The sequence below is a fragment of the Kitasatospora sp. McL0602 genome (assembly GCF_052076145.1).
In the GTDB taxonomy this organism is placed as follows: Bacteria; Actinomycetota; Actinomycetes; order Streptomycetales; family Streptomycetaceae; genus Kitasatospora.
Map to the genome: position 1 here is coordinate 4,560,571 of NZ_CP197246.1, position 16,441 is coordinate 4,577,011.

The 16,441-nt window shown below is 68.0% G+C and carries 28 protein-coding genes; 27 read left to right on the forward strand and 1 reads right to left on the reverse strand.

The genetic code is table 11. The features are described 5' to 3' along the window. Positions 1–94: 94 nt before the first annotated feature. Genes ACR68M_RS20895 through ACR68M_RS20910 form a run of 4 tightly spaced genes read left to right on the forward strand, consistent with a single transcriptional unit; the run spans position 95 to position 3,560 of the window. Positions 95–547 (forward strand): DUF2304 family protein, encoded by a 453-nt coding sequence (locus ACR68M_RS20895; RefSeq protein WP_441245634.1) that lies wholly within the window; start codon positions 95–97, stop codon positions 545–547. After that, complete coding sequence (locus ACR68M_RS20900) at positions 544–1,338, forward strand: glycosyltransferase family 2 protein (RefSeq protein WP_441245635.1); 795 nt, start codon at positions 544–546, stop codon at positions 1,336–1,338. Before ACR68M_RS20895 ends, ACR68M_RS20900 begins: the two co-directional genes overlap by 4 nt. Positions 1,339–1,352: 14 nt before the next feature. Next, positions 1,353–2,237: a glycosyltransferase family 2 protein gene (locus ACR68M_RS20905; protein WP_441245636.1), complete on the forward strand. Its 885-nt coding sequence runs from the start codon at positions 1,353–1,355 to the stop codon at positions 2,235–2,237. A gap of 18 nt (positions 2,238–2,255) precedes the next feature. After that, positions 2,256–3,560 (forward strand): lipopolysaccharide biosynthesis protein, encoded by a 1,305-nt coding sequence (locus tag ACR68M_RS20910; protein WP_441245637.1) that lies wholly within the window; start codon positions 2,256–2,258, stop codon positions 3,558–3,560. Here the strand turns inward: ACR68M_RS20910 and ACR68M_RS20915 are convergent. Further along, positions 3,487–4,698: an acyltransferase family protein gene (locus tag ACR68M_RS20915; protein WP_441245638.1), complete on the reverse strand. Its 1,212-nt coding sequence runs from the start codon at positions 4,696–4,698 to the stop codon at positions 3,487–3,489. The genes ACR68M_RS20910 and ACR68M_RS20915 overlap by 74 nt on opposite strands. Positions 4,699–4,809: 111 nt before the next feature. Between ACR68M_RS20915 and ACR68M_RS20920 the strand changes: the two genes are divergently transcribed. The 23 genes from ACR68M_RS20920 (at position 4,810) to rplO (ending at position 16,174) form a co-directional block, all read left to right on the forward strand. Then, the gene (locus ACR68M_RS20920) at positions 4,810–5,448 is read left to right on the forward strand and encodes a class I SAM-dependent methyltransferase (RefSeq protein WP_441245639.1); all 639 of its coding nucleotides are present in this window, start codon (positions 4,810–4,812) and stop codon (positions 5,446–5,448) included. Between the two features lie 124 nt (positions 5,449–5,572). After that, positions 5,573–5,953 (forward strand): hypothetical protein, encoded by a 381-nt coding sequence (locus tag ACR68M_RS20925; RefSeq protein WP_441245640.1) that lies wholly within the window; start codon positions 5,573–5,575, stop codon positions 5,951–5,953. A gap of 383 nt (positions 5,954–6,336) precedes the next feature. Beyond that, on the forward strand, positions 6,337–6,645 hold the full coding sequence (rpsJ, locus tag ACR68M_RS20930; protein ID WP_012785157.1) for a 30S ribosomal protein S10: 309 nt from the start codon (positions 6,337–6,339) through the stop codon (positions 6,643–6,645). 14 nt (positions 6,646–6,659) lie between these two features. Next, positions 6,660–7,307 (forward strand): 50S ribosomal protein L3, encoded by a 648-nt coding sequence (rplC, locus tag ACR68M_RS20935; protein ID WP_441245641.1) that lies wholly within the window; start codon positions 6,660–6,662, stop codon positions 7,305–7,307. Positions 7,308–7,311: 4 nt separating this feature from the next. Continuing rightward, entirely contained in the window at positions 7,312–7,989 is a 678-nt protein-coding gene (gene rplD / locus ACR68M_RS20940; RefSeq protein WP_441245642.1) for a 50S ribosomal protein L4, read from the forward strand. Further along, positions 7,989–8,309, forward strand: coding sequence for a 50S ribosomal protein L23 (gene rplW, locus ACR68M_RS20945; protein ID WP_030393296.1), 321 nt, complete (start codon positions 7,989–7,991; stop codon positions 8,307–8,309). The genes rplD and rplW overlap by 1 nt, the downstream gene beginning before the upstream one ends. 43 nt (positions 8,310–8,352) lie before the next feature. Next, the gene (gene rplB / locus ACR68M_RS20950) at positions 8,353–9,189 is read left to right on the forward strand and encodes a 50S ribosomal protein L2 (RefSeq protein ID WP_441245643.1); all 837 of its coding nucleotides are present in this window, start codon (positions 8,353–8,355) and stop codon (positions 9,187–9,189) included. 11 nt (positions 9,190–9,200) lie between these two features. After that, complete coding sequence (gene rpsS, locus ACR68M_RS20955; protein ID WP_030055821.1) at positions 9,201–9,482, forward strand: 30S ribosomal protein S19; 282 nt, start codon at positions 9,201–9,203, stop codon at positions 9,480–9,482. A 50-nt stretch (positions 9,483–9,532) separates the two neighbouring features. Beyond that, complete coding sequence (gene rplV / locus ACR68M_RS20960; protein ID WP_033824229.1) at positions 9,533–9,880, forward strand: 50S ribosomal protein L22; 348 nt, start codon at positions 9,533–9,535, stop codon at positions 9,878–9,880. Continuing rightward, on the forward strand, positions 9,880–10,713 hold the full coding sequence (gene rpsC / locus ACR68M_RS20965) for a 30S ribosomal protein S3 (protein WP_441245644.1): 834 nt from the start codon (positions 9,880–9,882) through the stop codon (positions 10,711–10,713). The genes rplV and rpsC overlap by 1 nt, the downstream gene beginning before the upstream one ends. A gap of 5 nt (positions 10,714–10,718) precedes the next feature. Then, entirely contained in the window at positions 10,719–11,138 is a 420-nt protein-coding gene (gene rplP / locus ACR68M_RS20970) for a 50S ribosomal protein L16 (protein WP_057231329.1), read from the forward strand. Further along, on the forward strand, positions 11,138–11,362 hold the full coding sequence (rpmC, locus tag ACR68M_RS20975) for a 50S ribosomal protein L29 (protein WP_280666724.1): 225 nt from the start codon (positions 11,138–11,140) through the stop codon (positions 11,360–11,362). The genes rplP and rpmC overlap by 1 nt, the downstream gene beginning before the upstream one ends. After that, positions 11,362–11,640, forward strand: a complete 279-nt coding sequence (rpsQ, locus tag ACR68M_RS20980; RefSeq protein WP_280717586.1) for a 30S ribosomal protein S17 — start codon at positions 11,362–11,364, stop codon at positions 11,638–11,640. Before rpmC ends, rpsQ begins: the two co-directional genes overlap by 1 nt. Positions 11,641–11,742: 102 nt before the next feature. Then, positions 11,743–12,114, forward strand: a complete 372-nt coding sequence (rplN, locus tag ACR68M_RS20985) for a 50S ribosomal protein L14 (protein ID WP_035800854.1) — start codon at positions 11,743–11,745, stop codon at positions 12,112–12,114. A 15-nt stretch (positions 12,115–12,129) separates the two neighbouring features. Next, complete coding sequence (rplX, locus tag ACR68M_RS20990; protein WP_030055828.1) at positions 12,130–12,441, forward strand: 50S ribosomal protein L24; 312 nt, start codon at positions 12,130–12,132, stop codon at positions 12,439–12,441. Next, positions 12,441–13,019 (forward strand): 50S ribosomal protein L5, encoded by a 579-nt coding sequence (gene rplE / locus ACR68M_RS20995; RefSeq protein ID WP_073924301.1) that lies wholly within the window; start codon positions 12,441–12,443, stop codon positions 13,017–13,019. Before rplX ends, rplE begins: the two co-directional genes overlap by 1 nt. 4 nt (positions 13,020–13,023) lie before the next feature. Then, a complete protein-coding gene (locus tag ACR68M_RS21000) occupies positions 13,024–13,209 on the forward strand; it encodes a type Z 30S ribosomal protein S14 (RefSeq protein ID WP_057231320.1) in 186 nt (61 codons plus the stop codon). Between the two features lie 300 nt (positions 13,210–13,509). Then, entirely contained in the window at positions 13,510–13,917 is a 408-nt protein-coding gene (gene rpsH, locus ACR68M_RS21005; protein ID WP_280717588.1) for a 30S ribosomal protein S8, read from the forward strand. A 22-nt stretch (positions 13,918–13,939) separates the two neighbouring features. After that, on the forward strand, positions 13,940–14,479 hold the full coding sequence (gene rplF, locus ACR68M_RS21010; RefSeq protein WP_441245645.1) for a 50S ribosomal protein L6: 540 nt from the start codon (positions 13,940–13,942) through the stop codon (positions 14,477–14,479). A 3-nt stretch (positions 14,480–14,482) separates the two neighbouring features. Then, entirely contained in the window at positions 14,483–14,866 is a 384-nt protein-coding gene (rplR, locus tag ACR68M_RS21015) for a 50S ribosomal protein L18 (protein ID WP_441245646.1), read from the forward strand. Between the two features lie 48 nt (positions 14,867–14,914). Continuing rightward, positions 14,915–15,535: a 30S ribosomal protein S5 gene (gene rpsE, locus ACR68M_RS21020; protein ID WP_441245647.1), complete on the forward strand. Its 621-nt coding sequence runs from the start codon at positions 14,915–14,917 to the stop codon at positions 15,533–15,535. Then, positions 15,535–15,717, forward strand: a complete 183-nt coding sequence (gene rpmD, locus ACR68M_RS21025) for a 50S ribosomal protein L30 (protein WP_030251557.1) — start codon at positions 15,535–15,537, stop codon at positions 15,715–15,717. Before rpsE ends, rpmD begins: the two co-directional genes overlap by 1 nt. A gap of 1 nt (position 15,718) precedes the next feature. After that, entirely contained in the window at positions 15,719–16,174 is a 456-nt protein-coding gene (gene rplO / locus ACR68M_RS21030; RefSeq protein WP_441245648.1) for a 50S ribosomal protein L15, read from the forward strand. The last annotated feature ends 267 nt before the right edge of the window (positions 16,175–16,441 follow it).

The following is a 16,441-nucleotide window of genomic DNA, read 5'->3' on the forward strand; positions in this document are numbered from 1 at the left end:
GGCGTCACCGGCGACTGCTCTACGCTGTTGGCACCACGGGGACCCCAGCCAGTACCACGAGAACCGCCCCGCGCACGGAAAGGCGCCCTCGGCAGTGCAACTCTCTTTCCTGACGTCGATCACCGGAATCGTGGTGCTCGCCTACATCCTGGAGCTGCTGCGCCGGCAGCAGCTCCGCGAGAAGTACGCCGCGATCTGGCTGAGCATAGGGCTGGTGATCGCGCCGCTGGGCTTCGTCCCGCACCTGCTCGACTCCACCGCGCGGCACCTCGGGGTGGCCTCGGGCGTCAGCCTGGTGCTGTTCGCCGGGTTCGTCCTGGTGCTGCTGGTCAGCCTGCACCTCAGTTGGGAGTCCAGTCGCCTGGAGTCCGAGACCAGGATGCTGGCGGAGGACGTGGCGCTGATCCGGGCGCACCTCGCCGAGCAGGGTATCCCCTTGGGCAGCGTGCCGGGCGTGCCGGGCGCCCTTCCGAGCAGCAGCCACAGCACCACCGCCGGCAGCAGCCGCACGTCGACCGACCACGCAGCTCCGGAGAACAACTCATGACCGAGCGGCGCCGCATCCTGATCATCCTCCCGGCCTGGAACGAGGCCGACGGCCTGCCTACCGTGCTCGGTGAGATCAAGCGCCAACTCCCGTACGTGGACACGCTGGTGGTCGACGACGGCTCCACCGACCGGACGGCCGAGGTGGCCGCCGCAGCCGGCTCCGCCGTCGCCCGGCTGCCCTACAACCTCGGCGTCGGCGGTGCCATGCGGCTCGGCTACCGCTACGCCCAGCTGCACGGCTACGACGTCGCGGTCCAGGTCGACGCGGACGGCCAGCACGACCCCAGTTACGTCCCCGTGCTGCTGGAGCGGCTCGGCGACGCCGATCTGGTGATCGGCGCGCGGTTCGCGGGCGAGGGCGAGTACGAGGCGCGCGGCCCGCGCCGCTGGGCGATGCGGCTGCTCTCGGTGGTGCTCTCCCGGGTGACCGGCACCAGGCTCACCGACACCACCTCGGGCTTCCGGGCCTGCAACCGTCCGCTGATCGAGTTCTTCGCCCGCTGGTACCCGGTCGAGTACCTCGGCGACACCGTCGAGAGCCTGGTCGGCGCGGCCCGCTGCGGCTTCACCGTCCGCCAGGTGCCGGTCGCGATGCGCGCCCGCACCACCGGGCGGCCGAGCGCGTCCCCGGTGAAGGCGACGATCTACCTCGTCCGGGCCGGGCTGGTGCTGCTGCTCGCGATGATCCGCCGCATCCCCCGTGAACTGAAGGACCTCGCGCCGGGCTCGCCCTACTACTCCGCCGCGGTCCAGCGACGCGACGCCCTCGTCGCCGAGGCCGAGGCCTAGGCCCAGGAGCCCTGATGTCCCGCTTCGAGATCACCATGCCGTACTACGGCGACGTCGCGCTGATGCAGGACGCCGTCCGCAGCGTCCTCGCCCAGCCCGGCGACGACTGGCGGCTCACCGTCGTCGACGACGGGCGCGAGCCCGGCGTGCCGGAGTGGTTCGCCGCCCTCGGCGATCCGCGCGTCCGGTACTACCGCAACGAGCGCAACCTCGGGGTGACCGGCAACTTCAACCGCTGCGTCGAGCTCGCCGAGTACGAGTACGTCGTCCTGATGGGCTGCGACGACCTGCTGCGCCCCGACTACCTCGCCGTCGTGCGGGCCACCGCCGACCGCGAGCCGAAGGCCGCGATGATCCAGCCCGGCGTCGAGGTGATCGGCAGCGACGGGCTGCCCTACGACACGCTGGTCGACCGCACCAAGCGCAAGCTCTACTCGCCGAAGGGCCCCGGCCGGGCGCTGCTCGGCGGGGAGCAGCTCGCCGTCAGCCTGCTGCGCGGCAACTGGCTCTACTTCCCGTCGATCTGCTGGCGCACCGAGGCCGTCCGCCGCTTCGGCTTCCGCGCCGATCTCGGCGTGATCCAGGACCTCGCCCTCGTCGTCGACCTGCTGGTCGCGGGGGAGTCCCTGGCCACCACCCCGGAGGTCTGCTTCAGCTACCGTCGGCACGCCGAGAGCGAATCCTCCGCCAAGGCCTACACCGGCGACCGCTTCGAGGAGGCCAAGCGCTTCTTCCTGGACACCGCCGACCGCCTGGAGGCCTTCGGCTGGCCGCAGGCCGCCAAGGTCTCCCGGATGCACCTCTCCTCCCGCCTGCACGCCCTCACCCTCCTCCCCGGAGCCGCCCGCCACGCCGGCCGCCCCGGAGTCTCCGCGATGCTCCGCCACGCGGCCCGCTGACGTTTGGACGTTCGAACCATGAACCCGCTGGCCAGACTCAGCAACGCACTGCCCCCGGGGACGAAGATCGTCGCGGTGGGGACGGTCGTCCTCGGCGCCGCCTCGTACGTGCACCTCGCGGTGGCCGGACACAGCCTCTCGACGGCCGACATGGCCGGGGTCTCCGTGCTGTGGACGATAGTGATGTCCGTGGGGATGGGGCTGTTCTTCCCGCTGGAGCAGGAGCTCACCCGGATCGTCGCCGCGCGGGCCGTCCACCAGGAGGGCGCGGCGCCGGTGCTGCGCCGGGCGGCGCTGCTGACGGGCGGGTTCCTCGCGGCGGTGGTCGGCCTGCTCGCCGTCTTCGAACGGCCGCTGGCGGACACCTTCTTCCACGGTGACGCCCAGCTGGTCTGGGCCCTGGCGGGCTCGTTCGTCGGCCTGGCACTGACCTTCATGACCCGCGGGGTGCTGGCCGGCCTCGGCCGGTTCCACGCCTACGGCGCGCAGTTGGCCATCGACGGCGGGCTGCGGATAGTGCTGGCCCTCGCCCTCGGGGCGCTCGGGCCGCACTCCGCCCTCGCCTTCAGCCTGATCCTGGCGGTGTCGCCGCTGATCGCCTTCGCCCTCACCCTGCCGGTCACCGTCCGCGCCTCGCTGCCGGGCCCGCCGATCAGCTGGCCCGACCTGCTGCGCGGCTTCGGGCCGTTGATCGGCTCCACCCTGCTCGCGCAGATGATGGTCAACGCCGTGGTGCTGAGCACCCAGCTGCTCGCCCCCACCGAGGTGGCGCTGGTCGCGGCCCTGCTGAACGCCCTGGTGCTGGCCCGGGTGCCGCTGTTCGTGTTCGCCGCCCTCCAGGCCTCGCTGCTCTCCGGCCTCGCCAGTGTGGCGGCGACCGGGGACCACGGCGGCTTCCTGCGGATGCTCCGCAAGGCCTGCCTGGTGGTGACGGTGCTCTCGCTCTGCGGCGCCGTCCCGGCCGTGCTGATCGGCCCGTGGCTGATCCGGCTGCTCTTCGCCGCACCGGACGTGCTCACCCGGTTCGACTTCCTCTGGCTCTCGGCCGGCACCCTCTGCTACCTGCTGGCCCAGGTCCTCGGCCAGGCGCTGATCGTGCTGCACCGGCACCGGGTGCAGCTGGCCTCGTGGCTGTTCGGCAGCGCCGTCCTGTGCGGCGTGACCATGCTGCCGGGCAGCATCGCCACCCGCGTCACCATCGCCTTCGCTGCCGGTACGGCGGCCACCGCGCTGGCCATGGCCTGGTCGCTCAGCCGCTGGGGCGCACCGCGTCCCGCGACCGGCTCGGCCCGGCCTGCGACGGAACGGGTCCGTACGCCCTGACGGCGCGACGGCGGCCGAACACCGCCTTCAGGCGGAGCGCCGGCGCCTCCACGAGGTGCCAGGACAGCACCGCCGCCGAGAACGCACCGACGACGGAGAGGGCGACGTACGGGACGTACCCCCAGCGGTTCACCCCGAACTCGGCCAGCACCTGCTGGGCGACGAAGGCGTAGATGTAGAGCCCGTACGAGTAGTCGTGCCGGGCGCCCACCCCGCGCAGTGCGCCGGGCATCCGCATCGCGCACCAGACGAGCAGGTAGGCGAGGGCGGGGAGCCCGAGCAGCGTGAAGCCGCCCACCCGCAGTGACCCGAGCAGCAGGACGAGGGCCACACCGGCGGCCGGGCCGCTGATCGGCAGCCGCTCGCGGTACAGCTCGGCCAGCGCCCCCAGGGCGAACATCAGGAACAGCGGCACCAGCAGGTTCGTACTGCCCACCCCGAACACGGGCAGCGTGAAGGCCGTCCCACCGTGGGTGGCGTACGTCGGCGCCCGCAGCAGGTCGTACGGCGCGGCCGCCCGCGCCAACACGACGAACCCCGTCAGCGCCGCCGCCACCACCACCCAGCGGGCCCGGCGGAACACCCCCGCCACCGCCAGCAGACCCACCACCAGGTACGCCAGCAGCTCGTAGCGCAGCGACCAGAGCGATCCGTCGAACGGGCCGGGGTAGCGGACGTGCGCCAACAGGCCGCCGATCCCGTACTGGTGGACGGTGACCGCCCAGTTGGCGGCCAGGTAACTCCAGGGCCCGTCCGGCCGCGACCACCAGGCGGTGACGTCCTGCCCCTCGTGCAGCGCGAGCAGCGGGGCGACCACCAGTGCGGTCACCAGCAGGCAGCACCACAGGCCGGGCAGGATGCGCAGGGCGCGGTGCCACAGGAAGCGCCAGAACCCCAGCCGCCGCCCGCTGCGCGTGATCAACAGCCCGGACAGGACGAAGAACCCGCACACGGCCAGCGTGCCGACATCGGTCTGCCCGTGGGTGGCCGCCGTCCCCAGGTTCGGCCGCCCGAAGCCGAGCGGCATCGCGTGCGAGGCGATGACGGCCAGGGCCAGGGCGAGCCGCAGAGCCCCGAAGCCGTTCCGCGCCGACCAGGCCGAGGGCAGGCTCTCGGCCCCCGTACGTGCTCCAGCCATCTGCTGCGCTCCTCCCCGAAGACGTCCGTCACCACCCCGCTGCCGCCCTGCCGCACCCAGACTGTCAGACTCCCGTGGTCAGGAGTCCGCCGTACGTCTCGGAGAGATCGCATGGGAATCACCACCGCCGTCCGCCGTCGGCTCGGCAAGTACGAGATACCCGCGGCCGAGCTCTACCGGTCCGTCTTCATCGACCTCGACAGCCTCGCCACCACGCTGCTCAGCCTCGGCAAGCCGAAGCGCATCCTGGAGATCGGCTGCGGCGACGGCGCGGTCGCCGAGCGCCTGGTCGGTGCACTGCCGGACGCCGAGTACGTCGGCATCGACGTGATGGACAACCCGGGTCGGCTCTTCCAGGGCGACCGGGGCCGGGCCGAGTTCCGCTCCGTCTACTCGCACGACCTGCGGGCCGAGGAGCCGGCCCTCTTCGACCTCGTCCTCGTCGTGGACGTGCTGCACCACGTGCCGCCCGCCCAGCGCGACGCCCTGCTGCGCGACGCCGAGGCCCTGCTCGCCCCCGGCGGCACCCTGATCGTCAAGGAGTGGGAGCGCCGCTCGGACCTCGCGCACCTGATGGCATACACGGCCGACAAGTACGTCTCCGGCGACAAGAACGTCGTCTTCGGCGACCGCGACGAGCTGCTCGCCACCGTCTCCAGCGCCCTGCCGGGCCTCTCGGTGTTCTGCGAGACCCGCGTCCCCCCGAAGCGCAACAACATCCTCTTCGCGCTGCGCCGCACCGAGATCTGATCCCCAACTGCCTTGCGGGCCCTGCACGTCGACACCGACGCGCAGGGCCCGCTGGTTTTCTGCAACGCGAGCGCCCCGCCGACGCACTTGTACAGGCAGGAGTGCCCATGAGTGAGGGGGAGGGATGACGGAGCAGGAGGACGAGATCCACAGCTACGTCGCCGCCCGGCGGGTGGCGCTCTTCCGGAGCGCTACCTGCTGTGCGGGGAACGGCGCGACCGGGCTGATCAACATCCAGAGGCTCGCAGTGTTCACGGAGCACCCCGGCTGCGGTCCGGGCGACCGCGATGGCTACGCGCTCAGCTGCACGTACGAGGACCTCGGTGGCGGCCCCGCCGCTGACGAAGGAGCAGTTCCGTGCGTTCGTGCTCCGCCCGGAGATGCTGGCCGGCTTCAGGTCGATGACCACTCCGTCGTACTGAACCGCCGTCGGGGGTGGCTCCGGCCACCCCCGATTGGCTTTCGGCTTGCCGGTTGTGGCAGGATGTTCAAGTTGCTCGGTTGAGTGCCGATGCTGCGCGCCTCCCGCCGGGAGGACTGGAAGCGAGTCCCATGTACTCGTCGTTCCCGTGATGGCCGTTCATGTGTTCACGTGTTGTGTGTGAATGCAGTGGTGTGTAAGCGACACCGCGGCAGCTGCGGGGCGGACGTACGGGAATCTTCCGGGAAGCGTGGGCAGGGTCTCGATCCGGCGCCTGGTGGGTGCAAGGCCTACCGACCAAGTGAAAATCCGCGGAGAGTACGCCTCTCTCGGATTTTTTGCAAGCGAGGGCGCGACACGCCCGACCGCGTGGGTCGGAAGGTAACCACCCGGGGACGCCACCGGAAACATCCGCAGTGGATGGGGCCGGCCGCAGAAGCGACACGGACAAAGGACTACTAGTAGCCATGGCGGGACAGAAGATCCGCATCCGGCTCAAGGCCTACGACCACGAGGTCATCGATTCCTCGGCGAAGAAGATCGTCGAGACGGTGATCCGTACTGGTGCGCAGGTCGCGGGCCCGGTGCCGCTGCCCACTGAGAAGAACGTCTACTGCGTCATCCGCTCGCCGCACAAGTACAAGGACTCGCGCGAGCACTTCGAGATGCGCACCCACAAGCGTCTGATCGACATCCTCGACCCGACCCCGAAGACCGTTGACTCGCTGATGCGCCTCGACCTTCCGGCCGGCGTCGACATCGAGATCAAGCTCTGAGAGGCGCGACGAAGATGGCAAAGCAGATTAAGGGAATCCTGGGCGAGAAGCTCGGCATGACCCAGGTCTGGGACGAGAACAACCGGATCGTTCCGGTGACCGTCGTCAAGGCCGGGCCGAATGTCGTTACCCAGGTCCACACCGCTGACGGCGAGGGCGGCTACGACGCCGTCCAGATCGGCTTCGGCGAGATCGACCCCCGCAAGGTGAACAAGCCCCTCGCGGGTCACTTCGCCAAGGCCGGTGTCACCCCGCGCCGCCACCTGGTCGAGCTGCGTACCTCGGACGCGTCCGAGTACACGCTGGGCCAGGAGATCACCGCCGAGCTGTTCGAGGCGGGTGTCAAGGTCGATGTGACCGGCACCTCCAAGGGCAAGGGCTTCGCCGGTGTCATGAAGCGTCACAACTTCAAGGGCCTCGGCGCCGGTCACGGCGTGCAGCGCAAGCACCGTTCGCCCGGCTCGATCGGTGGCTGTGCCACCCCGGGTCGCGTGTTCAAGGGCATGAAGATGGCCGGCCGGATGGGCCACGAGCGCGTGACCACCCAGAACCTGACCGTCCACGCCGTTGACGCGGAGAAGGGGCTGCTCCTGATCAAGGGCGCAATCCCGGGCCCGAACGGCGGCCTCGTCCTCGTCCGCACTGCGGCGAAGGGGCTGTGAGGATATGACCACCATTGACATCCTGTCGCCCTCGGGCGACACGGTCGGCAGCCTCGAGCTGCCTGCTGAGATCTTCGACGCCAAGGTCAGCATTCCGCTGATGCACCAGGTCGTCGTCGCTCAGAACGCCGCTGCCCGTCAGGGCACGCACTCCACGAAGCGTCGTGGCGAGGTCCGAGGCGGCGGCCGCAAGCCGTACCGCCAGAAGGGCACCGGCCGCGCCCGTCAGGGCTCGACCCGCGCCCCGCAGTTCGTCGGCGGTGGCGTTGTCCACGGCCCGAAGCCGCGTGACTACTCGCAGCGGACCCCGAAGAAGATGATCGCCGCCGCCCTGCGCAGCGCGCTCACCGACCGGGCCCGCCACAGCCGCATCCACGTCATCACCGACGTCGTTGCGGTCGAGGCTCCGTCGACCAAGGCCGCCAAGGGCCTGCTCGGCAAGATCTCCGAGCGCAAGAACGTCCTTCTGGTCGTCGAGCGCGCGGACGAGCTGGGCATCAAGTCCGCTCGCAACCTGCCGAACGTGCACATCCTGGACGCGGGTCAGCTGAACACCTACGACGTGCTCGTCTCCGACGACGTGATCTTCACCCAGGCTGCTTTCGAGCGCTTCGTGGCGGGTCCCGCCGCGTCCGCCAAGGCTGTGGCTGCTGAGGGCGAGCTCGAAGGGAGCGCCGCCTGATGGCTGCAGAGATCACGAGCAAGACGTTCACGGACCCCCGTGACGTCCTGGTGAAGCCGGTCATCTCCGAGAAGAGCTACTCGCTCCTCGACGAGAACAAGTACACGTTCGTCGTGTCGCCGGGCGCTAACAAGACCCAGATCAAGCAGGCCGTCGAGGCGGTCTTCTCGGTCAAGGTCGAGTCGGTCAACACGCTCAACCGTCAGGGCAAGCGCAAGCGCTCCAAGACGGGCTTTGGCAAGCGCAAGGACACCAAGCGCGCCATCGTGACGCTGGCCGAGGGCAACCGCATCGACATCTTCGGGGGTCCGACCTCCTGACGGAGTGTCGGATCGTCGATTAGGACGAGGACGAGAGAAGCCAATGGGCATCCGCAAGTACAAGCCGACTACGCCGGGCCGTCGTGGCTCCAGCGTGGCCGACTTCGTCGAAATCACGCGGTCCACGCCGGAGAAGTCGCTGGTTCGCCCCCTGCACAGCAAGGGTGGCCGTAACAACGCCGGTCGGATCACCGTTCGCCACCAGGGTGGCGGACACAAGCGCGCCTACCGCGTGATCGACTTCCGTCGTCACGACAAGGACGGCGTGCCGGCCAAGGTCGCTCACATCGAGTACGACCCGAACCGCACCGCGCGCATCGCGCTCCTGCACTACGCGGACGGCGAGAAGCGCTACATCATCGCGCCGCGCGGCATCACGCAGGGTGACCGGATTGAGAACGGCCCCGCGGCCGACATCAAGCCCGGCAACAACCTGCCGCTGCGCAACATCCCGGTCGGTACCACCATCCACGCGGTGGAGCTGCGTCCCGGTGGCGGTGCCAAGATGGCCCGGTCCGCCGGTGCCGGCATCCAGCTGCTGGCTCGTGAGGGCAAGATGGCGCACCTGCGCATGCCCTCCGGTGAGATCCGCCTGGTCGACGCGCGCTGCCGCGCGACGGTCGGCGAGGTCGGCAACGCCGAGCAGTCGAACATCAACTGGGGCAAGGCCGGCCGTATGCGCTGGAAGGGCGTTCGCCCGACCGTGCGTGGTGTCGCCATGAACCCGATCGACCACCCGCACGGTGGTGGTGAGGGTAAGACCTCTGGTGGTCGCCACCCGGTTTCGCCGTGGGGCCAGAAGGAGGGTCGCACTCGTAGCCCGAAGAAGGCTTCGAACGCTCTCATCGTGCGCCGCCGCAAGACCAACAAGAAGCGCTAGGAGCAGGTCAGATGCCGCGCAGTCTCAAGAAGGGCCCCTTCATCGACGGCCACCTTCTCAAGAAGGTGGACGCGCAGAACGAGGCGGGTACTCAGAACGTCATCAAGACCTGGTCCCGTCGCTCCGTGATCTTCCCGGCCATGCTCGGCCACACGATCGCGGTGCACGATGGCCGTAAGCACGTCCCGGTGTTCGTCACCGAGTCGATGGTCGGCCACAAGCTCGGCGAGTTCGCGCCGACGCGTACCTTCCGCGGCCACGTCAAGGACGACCGCAAGTCGAAGCGTCGCTAGTCGCCAGCGAGATTACCGACTCAATGACTTACACCAGCAAGGGGACAACCATGGAAGCCAGGGCCCAGGCGCGGTACATCCGCGTCACGCCCATGAAGGCCCGCCGCGTGGTGGACCTCATCCGTGGCCTGAACGCCACGGAGGCCCAGGCGGTCCTGCGTTTCGCTCCGCAGGCCGCGACCGTGCCGGTCGGCAAGGTGCTCGACAGCGCCATTGCCAACGCCGTGCACAACTACAACCACAACAACGTGGACGACCTCGTCATCAGCGAGGCGTACGTTGACGAGGGCCCGACCCTGAAGCGGTTCCGTCCGCGTGCCCAGGGCCGCGCCTACCGGATCCGCAAGCGGACCAGCCACATCACCGTGGTCGTCAGCAGCAAGGAAGGGACCCGGTAATGGGCCAGAAGGTTAACCCGCACGGGTTCCGCCTCGGCATCAGCACGGACTTCAAGTCCCGCTGGTACGCCGACAAGCTGTACTCGGACTACGTCAAGGAAGACGTTGCCATTCGTCGCATGATGACGAAGGGCATGGAGCGCGCCGGCATCTCGAAGGTTGAGATCGAGCGCACCCGCGACCGCGTCCGGGTCGACATCCACACCGCCCGCCCCGGCATCGTCATCGGTCGCCGTGGCACCGAGGCCGACCGCATCCGCGGCGACCTCGAGAAGCTGACCGGCAAGCAGGTCCAGCTGAACATCCTCGAGGTCAAGAACCCCGAGCTGGACGCCCAGCTCGTGGCTCAGGGCGTCGCGGAGCAGCTGTCCTCCCGCGTGTCGTTCCGCCGTGCCATGCGCAAGTCGATGCAGGGCACCATGAAGTCCGGCGCCAAGGGCATCAAGGTCCAGTGCTCCGGTCGTCTCGGCGGCGCCGAGATGAGCCGTTCGGAGTTCTACCGCGAGGGTCGTGTGCCGCTGCACACGCTGCGCGCGAACGTCGACTACGGCTTCTTCGAGGCCAAGACGACCTTCGGCCGTATCGGCGTGAAGGTCTGGATCTACAAGGGCGACGTCAAGAACATCGCCGAGGTCCGCGCTGAGAACGCTGCTGCCCGCTCGGGCAACCGTCCGGCCCGCAACGACGCCCGCCCCGCGCGCGGTGGCGAGCGTGGCGGCCGTGGCGGCGAGCGTGGCGGCGCCCGTGGCGCCCGTCGTCCCCAGAACACCGAGGCTCCGGCCGCGGCTGTGACGGAGACGCCGGCTGCCGAGAGCACCGGAACGGAGGCCTGACCGTCATGCTGATCCCCCGTCGGGTCAAGCACCGCAAGCAGCACCACCCGAAGCGCCGTGGCGCTGCCAAGGGTGGCACCGAGCTCGCGTTCGGCGAGTACGGCATCCAGGCCGTCACCCCGGCCTACGTGACGAACCGGCAGATCGAGTCCGCTCGTATCGCCGTCACCCGTCACATCAAGCGTGGCGGCAAGGTCTGGATCAACATCTACCCGGACCGTCCCCTCACCAAGAAGCCTGCCGAGACCCGCATGGGTTCCGGTAAGGGTTCGCCGGAGTGGTGGATTGCCAACGTTCACCCGGGACGGATCATGTTTGAACTGTCCTACCCCAATGAGAAGGTTGCTCGTGAGGCGCTCACCCGCGCTGCTCACAAGCTCCCGATGAAGTGCCGGATTGTCCGGCGCGAGGCAGGTGAGAGCTGATGTCGGCCGGCACCAAGGCTGCAGAGCTTCGTGAGCTCGACAACGATGGTCTCGTTGGCAAGCTCCGCGAGGCCAAGGAGGAGCTGTTCAACCTCCGCTTCCAGGCGGCGACCGGGCAGCTCGACAACCACGGACGGCTCAAGCTCGTCCGTAAGGACATCGCGCGGATCTACACCCTGATGCGCGAGCGCGAGCTGGGCATCGAGACGGTGGAGAACGCCTGATGACTGAGAACACCACTGAGACCGAGGCCCGCGGCTTCCGTAAGACCCGCGAGGGTCTGGTCGTCAGCGACAAGATGGACAAGACCGTCGTCGTCGCTGTCGAGGACCGTGTCAAGCACGCGCTCTACGGCAAGGTCATCCGCCGTACGAACAAGCTGAAGGCGCACGACGAGACCAACGCTTGCGGCATCGGCGACCGGGTGCTCCTCGCGGAGACCCGTCCGCTGTCCGCGACGAAGCGCTGGCGCGTCGTCGAGATCCTCGAGAAGGCCAAGTAACGAAGTTGTCCGGGTACGGCCGTATGTGCACCAGGCCCCTTGTGGGCGCTGGTGTGAGCAGCGGCCGGCCCGCCAGCTCTCGTTGACGATCAGGAGAAAGCTGTGATCCAGCAGGAGTCGCGACTGCGTGTCGCCGACAACACGGGCGCGAAGGAAATCCTTTGCATCCGCGTTCTCGGTGGCTCCGGTCGTCGCTACGCCGGTATCGGGGACGTCATTGTCGCGACCGTCAAGGACGCGATCCCCGGTGGTTCGGTCAAGAAGGGTGACGTCGTCAAGTGCGTCATCGTCCGCACCGTGAAGTCGCGCCGTCGTCCCGACGGTTCGTACATCCGGTTCGACGAGAACGCCGCCGTCGTCCTCAAGAACACCGATGGTGACCCCCGTGGCACCCGCATCTTCGGCCCGGTGGGCCGCGAGCTGCGTGACAAGAAGTTCATGAAGATCATCTCGCTTGCGCCGGAGGTGCTCTAACCCATGGCGAACAGCATGAAGATCAAGAAGGGTGACCTGGTTCAGGTCATCACCGGCAAGGACCGCGGCAAGCAGGGCAAGGTCATTCAGGCCATGCCCGCCGAGAACAAGGTCCTCGTCGAGGGTGTGAACCGGGTCAAGAAGCACACCAAGCCCGGCCCGGGTACTCAGGGTGGCATTGTCACCGTCGAGGCGCCCGTGCACGTCTCCAACGTGCAGCTGGTCGTCGAGAAGGACGGCAAGAAGGTCGTCACTCGCGTTGGTTACCGCTTCGATGACGAGGGCAACAAGATCCGCGTTGCCAAGCGAACCGGTGAGGACATCTGATGTCTGAGACGACCATCGAGAACGTCGAGAAGGTGGCCCCCCGCCTCAAGGAGCGTTACAACTCCGAGATCAAGGGCCAGCTCAAGGAAGAGTTCTCCTACGAGAACGTCATGCTGATCCCCGGCCTGGTCAAGGTCGTGGTCAACATGGGTGTGGGCGAGGCCGCCCGCGACTCCAAGCTGATCGAGGGCGCGATCCGCGACCTCACCGCCATCACCGGTCAGAAGCCGGCGGTGACGAAGGCTCGCAAGTCCATCGCGCAGTTCAAGCTGCGTGAGGGCCAGCCGATCGGCACCCACGTCACCCTCCGTGGTGACCGCATGTGGGAGTTCCTGGACCGTCTGGTGTCGCTGGCTCTGCCGCGTATCCGTGACTTCCGTGGCCTCTCCCCGAAGCAGTTCGACGGCCGTGGCAACTACACCTTCGGTCTGACCGAGCAGGTCATGTTCCACGAGATCGACCAGGACAAGGTCGACCGTCAGCGCGGTATGGACATCACCGTCGTGACCACCGCCCAGACCGACGACGAGGGCCGGGCGCTCCTGCGCGCTCTGGGCTTCCCGTTCAAGGAGGCGTAACCACATGGCGAAGAAGTCCCTCATCGCGAAGGCCGAGCGCAAGCCGAAGTTCGCTGTCCGCGGTTACACCCGCTGCCAGCGCTGCGGCCGTCCGCACTCGGTGTACCGCAAGTTCGGCCTGTGCCGTGTGTGCCTCCGTGAGATGGCGCACCGCGGCGAGCTGCCGGGCGTGACCAAGAGCTCCTGGTAGTCCTTCTCCAGTAGAAGATCGCCAGAGCTTTTCAGTCAGCGGTAGCAGACAGAGCGAAGCAGTGGTGCCCGACCCCACATCACCCAGATTTGGGTCACCGTACGGAAACCCGTAAGGTGGTGGGGTCGGGCCCCCTGCCGCGGCATCTCCATGGATGCTCGCGGCCCTTCCATGGAAGGGCTCGCACCCAGTCTTACTAACGCCGCAGGTCCCCTGCGTCTGTGCCCCTGCCGCACTCCTCGGAGTGCGGCAGGGGGACCTGGCGCGGAGAAACCACGGCGAGAGAGGCCTGAGGCCATCATGACCATGACCGACCCCATCGCAGACATGCTCACGCGTCTGCGTAACGCGAACTCGGCGTACCACGACACCGTGGCAATGCCGGCTAGCAAGATCAAGGCGCACGTCGCCCAGATCCTGCAGCAGGAGGGCTACATCTCCTCCTGGAAGGTTGAGGAGCCGCAGGAGAACGAGGTCGGCAAGAAGCTGACCATCGAGCTCAAGTTCGGCCCCAACCGTGAGCGCTCCATCGCCGGCATCAAGCGCATCAGCAAGCCGGGTCTGCGCGTTTACGCAAAGTCCACCAACCTGCCGAAGGTCCTCGGCGGCCTGGGCGTGGCGATCATCTCCACGTCCTCGGGTCTCCTCACGGACAAGCAGGCCGCCAAGAAGGGCGTAGGCGGAGAAGTTCTCGCCTACGTCTGGTAATTCGGGAAACGGAGGTACAGCAATGTCTCGTATTGGACGGCTGCCCATCCCGGTTCCCGCCGGCGTGGACGTCACCATCGATGGCCAGACGGTCGGCGTGAAGGGCCCCAAGGGCTCCCTCACGCACGTTGTCGCTGCGCCGATCGAGATCAGCAAGGACGAGAACGGCACTCTGGTCGTCACTCGCCCCAACGACGAGCGTCTGTCGAAGAGCCTGCACGGGCTCTCGCGCACGCTGGTGGCGAACATGATCACCGGCGTGACCGCGGGCTACCGCAAGTCGCTGGAGATCAGCGGTGTTGGTTACCGAGTCGCAGCGAAGGGCTCCTCCATGGAGTTCCAGCTCGGCTACAGCCACCCGATCCTGATCGAGGCCCCGGAGGGCATCTCCTTCGTGGTCGAGACGCCCACCAAGTTCCACGTGGACGGGATCGACAAGCAGCTGGTCGGCGAGGTTTCGGCCAAGATCCGCAAGCTGCGTAAGCCCGACCCGTACAAGGCCAAGGGCGTTAAGTACGCGGGCGAGGTCATCCGCCGCAAGGTCGGAAAGAGCGGTAAGTAAGCCATGAGTCTTTCTGTCAAGATCGGCAAGGGCAACGGCTACAAGAACGCTGCCCGCAAGCGTCGCGCGATCCGTGTGCGCAAGCGCGTCACCGGCACCGAGGTTCGTCCTCGCATGGTCGTGACCCGCTCGAACCGCCACATCTTCGCCCAGGTCATCGACGACGCCAAGGGTCACACCCTCGCGTCGGCGTCCACCCTCGACGTGTCCATCCGTGGCAACGAGGGCGACAAGACCGAGCTGGCCAAGAAGGTCGGAGCCCTGGTCGCCGAGCGCGCCAAGGCTGCCGGCATCGAGACGGTCGTCTTCGACCGCGCGGGCAACCGTTACGCGGGGCGCATCGCCGCCCTGGCGGACGCTGCTCGTGAGGCCGGGCTCGACTTCTAAGCCGCTCGTCGGCTCAGTCGACGGACGTAATCGAGAGAGGTAATTCCAATGGCTGGACCCCAGCGCCGCGGTAGCGGCGCCGGCGGCGGCACCGGTGGCGAGCGGCGCGACCGTAAGCGTGACGAGCGGGGCGGCGCCCCGGTTGTCGAGAAGACTGCTTACGTCGAGCGCGTTGTCGCGATCAACCGTGTCGCCAAGGTTGTCAAGGGTGGTCGTCGTTTCAGCTTCACCGCGCTGGTCGTGGTGGGCGACGGTGACGGCACCGTAGGTGTCGGCTACGGGAAGGCGAAGGAGGTTCCGGCCGCCATCGCCAAGGGTGTTGAGGAGGCCAAGAAGAGCTTCTTCAAGGTCCCCCGTATCCAGGGCACCATCCCGCACCCGATCCAGGGTGAGAAGGCGGCGGGCGTCGTCCTGCTCAAGCCGGCGTCCCCCGGTACCGGCGTTATCGCCGGTGGCCCGGTGCGTGCCGTGCTCGAGTGCGCCGGCGTTCACGACATCCTGTCGAAGTCGCTCGGCTCGTCCAACGCGATCAACATCGTGCACGCCACGGTGGCCGCTCTGAAGGGCCTCGTGCGCCCCGAAGAGGTTGCCGCCCGTCGTGGTCTGCCGCTGGAGGATGTGGCTCCCGCTGCTCTGCTGCGGGCGCGTGCGGCTGGGACCGGTGCCTGATGGCCCGTCTCAAGATCACGCAGACCAAGTCCTACATCGGTAGCAAGCAGAACCACCGTGACACCCTGCGTTCGCTTGGTCTCAAGCGCATGCACGATGTGGTCGTGAAGGAGGACCGTCCCGAGATCCGCGGGATGGCCCAGACTGTCCGTCACCTCGTCACGGTCGAGGAGGTGGACTGAAATGGCGGACACTAACCCGCTGAAGCTCCACAACCTGCGTCCCGCCCCGGGTGCCAAGACCGCCAAGACCCGCGTGGGTCGTGGCGAGGCGTCCAAGGGTAAGACCGCTGGTCGTGGTACCAAGGGCACCAAGGCCCGTTACCAGGTTCCGGCACGCTTCGAGGGTGGGCAGATGCCCCTCCACATGCGTCTGCCGAAGCTGAAGGGCTTCAAGAACCCGGCCCACAAGCAGTTCCAGGTCGTGAACCTGGACAAGCTGGCCGAGCTCTACCCGGCTGGTGGCGAGGTCACCATCGCCGACCTGATCGCGAAGGGCGCCGTTCGCAAGAACGAGCTCGTCAAGGTCCTCGGCACCGGCGACATCGCCGTGGCGCTGCAGGTGACGGTTGACGCCGTCTCCAGCTCCGCCGCCGAGAAGATCACCGCCGCGGGCGGCACCGTCACCGAGCTCCTCTGAGCCTGCTGACTTCGGGCCCCGTGTCTCCTCAGGGAGACACGGGGCCCGTTTCTTTTGCCCCGGGCCGTTTGCCCGAGCTTTTTGTGTGTCAAATCCGGGCATCCCGTACCTCATCAGTGGTGCGGTGGCTGCACACGCTTCTTCCTGGTGGCCACACACTGTTAGAGTCCGTGGAGTTCCCTTGTAGGCTGCGCCCAGGCTTGCCTGAGCAGGCGCTACGAGGCCCGCAACACCAGGGCCGGACCGGCCCGCTCCCCACATCAGGAC

Excerpts from the sequence above, each read along its gene's own strand:
- ACR68M_RS20900 (WP_441245635.1), top strand. The coding sequence starts at position 544 with ATGACCGAGCGGCGCCGCATCCTGATCATCCTCCCGGCCTGGAACGAG.
- ACR68M_RS20905 (WP_441245636.1), top strand. The coding sequence starts at position 1,353 with ATGTCCCGCTTCGAGATCACCATGCCGTACTACGGCGACGTCGCGCTG.
- ACR68M_RS20910 (WP_441245637.1), top strand. The coding sequence starts at position 2,256 with ATGAACCCGCTGGCCAGACTCAGCAACGCACTGCCCCCGGGGACGAAG.
- ACR68M_RS20915 (WP_441245638.1), bottom strand. The coding sequence starts at position 4,698 with ATGGCTGGAGCACGTACGGGGGCCGAGAGCCTGCCCTCGGCCTGGTCG.
- ACR68M_RS20920 (WP_441245639.1), top strand. The coding sequence starts at position 4,810 with ATGGGAATCACCACCGCCGTCCGCCGTCGGCTCGGCAAGTACGAGATA.
- ACR68M_RS20925 (WP_441245640.1), top strand. The coding sequence starts at position 5,573 with ATGACGGAGCAGGAGGACGAGATCCACAGCTACGTCGCCGCCCGGCGG.
- rpsJ (WP_012785157.1), top strand. The coding sequence starts at position 6,337 with ATGGCGGGACAGAAGATCCGCATCCGGCTCAAGGCCTACGACCACGAG.
- rplC (WP_441245641.1), top strand. The coding sequence starts at position 6,660 with ATGGCAAAGCAGATTAAGGGAATCCTGGGCGAGAAGCTCGGCATGACC.
- rplD (WP_441245642.1), top strand. The coding sequence starts at position 7,312 with ATGACCACCATTGACATCCTGTCGCCCTCGGGCGACACGGTCGGCAGC.
- rplW (WP_030393296.1), top strand. The coding sequence starts at position 7,989 with ATGGCTGCAGAGATCACGAGCAAGACGTTCACGGACCCCCGTGACGTC.
- rplB (WP_441245643.1), top strand. The coding sequence starts at position 8,353 with ATGGGCATCCGCAAGTACAAGCCGACTACGCCGGGCCGTCGTGGCTCC.
- rpsS (WP_030055821.1), top strand. The coding sequence starts at position 9,201 with ATGCCGCGCAGTCTCAAGAAGGGCCCCTTCATCGACGGCCACCTTCTC.
- rplV (WP_033824229.1), top strand. The coding sequence starts at position 9,533 with ATGGAAGCCAGGGCCCAGGCGCGGTACATCCGCGTCACGCCCATGAAG.
- rpsC (WP_441245644.1), top strand. The coding sequence starts at position 9,880 with ATGGGCCAGAAGGTTAACCCGCACGGGTTCCGCCTCGGCATCAGCACG.
- rplP (WP_057231329.1), top strand. The coding sequence starts at position 10,719 with ATGCTGATCCCCCGTCGGGTCAAGCACCGCAAGCAGCACCACCCGAAG.
- rpmC (WP_280666724.1), top strand. The coding sequence starts at position 11,138 with ATGTCGGCCGGCACCAAGGCTGCAGAGCTTCGTGAGCTCGACAACGAT.
- rpsQ (WP_280717586.1), top strand. The coding sequence starts at position 11,362 with ATGACTGAGAACACCACTGAGACCGAGGCCCGCGGCTTCCGTAAGACC.
- rplX (WP_030055828.1), top strand. The coding sequence starts at position 12,130 with ATGAAGATCAAGAAGGGTGACCTGGTTCAGGTCATCACCGGCAAGGAC.
- rplE (WP_073924301.1), top strand. The coding sequence starts at position 12,441 with ATGTCTGAGACGACCATCGAGAACGTCGAGAAGGTGGCCCCCCGCCTC.
- ACR68M_RS21000 (WP_057231320.1), top strand. The coding sequence starts at position 13,024 with ATGGCGAAGAAGTCCCTCATCGCGAAGGCCGAGCGCAAGCCGAAGTTC.
- rpsH (WP_280717588.1), top strand. The coding sequence starts at position 13,510 with ATGACCATGACCGACCCCATCGCAGACATGCTCACGCGTCTGCGTAAC.
- rplF (WP_441245645.1), top strand. The coding sequence starts at position 13,940 with ATGTCTCGTATTGGACGGCTGCCCATCCCGGTTCCCGCCGGCGTGGAC.
- rplR (WP_441245646.1), top strand. The coding sequence starts at position 14,483 with ATGAGTCTTTCTGTCAAGATCGGCAAGGGCAACGGCTACAAGAACGCT.
- rpsE (WP_441245647.1), top strand. The coding sequence starts at position 14,915 with ATGGCTGGACCCCAGCGCCGCGGTAGCGGCGCCGGCGGCGGCACCGGT.
- rpmD (WP_030251557.1), top strand. The coding sequence starts at position 15,535 with ATGGCCCGTCTCAAGATCACGCAGACCAAGTCCTACATCGGTAGCAAG.
- rplO (WP_441245648.1), top strand. The coding sequence starts at position 15,719 with ATGGCGGACACTAACCCGCTGAAGCTCCACAACCTGCGTCCCGCCCCG.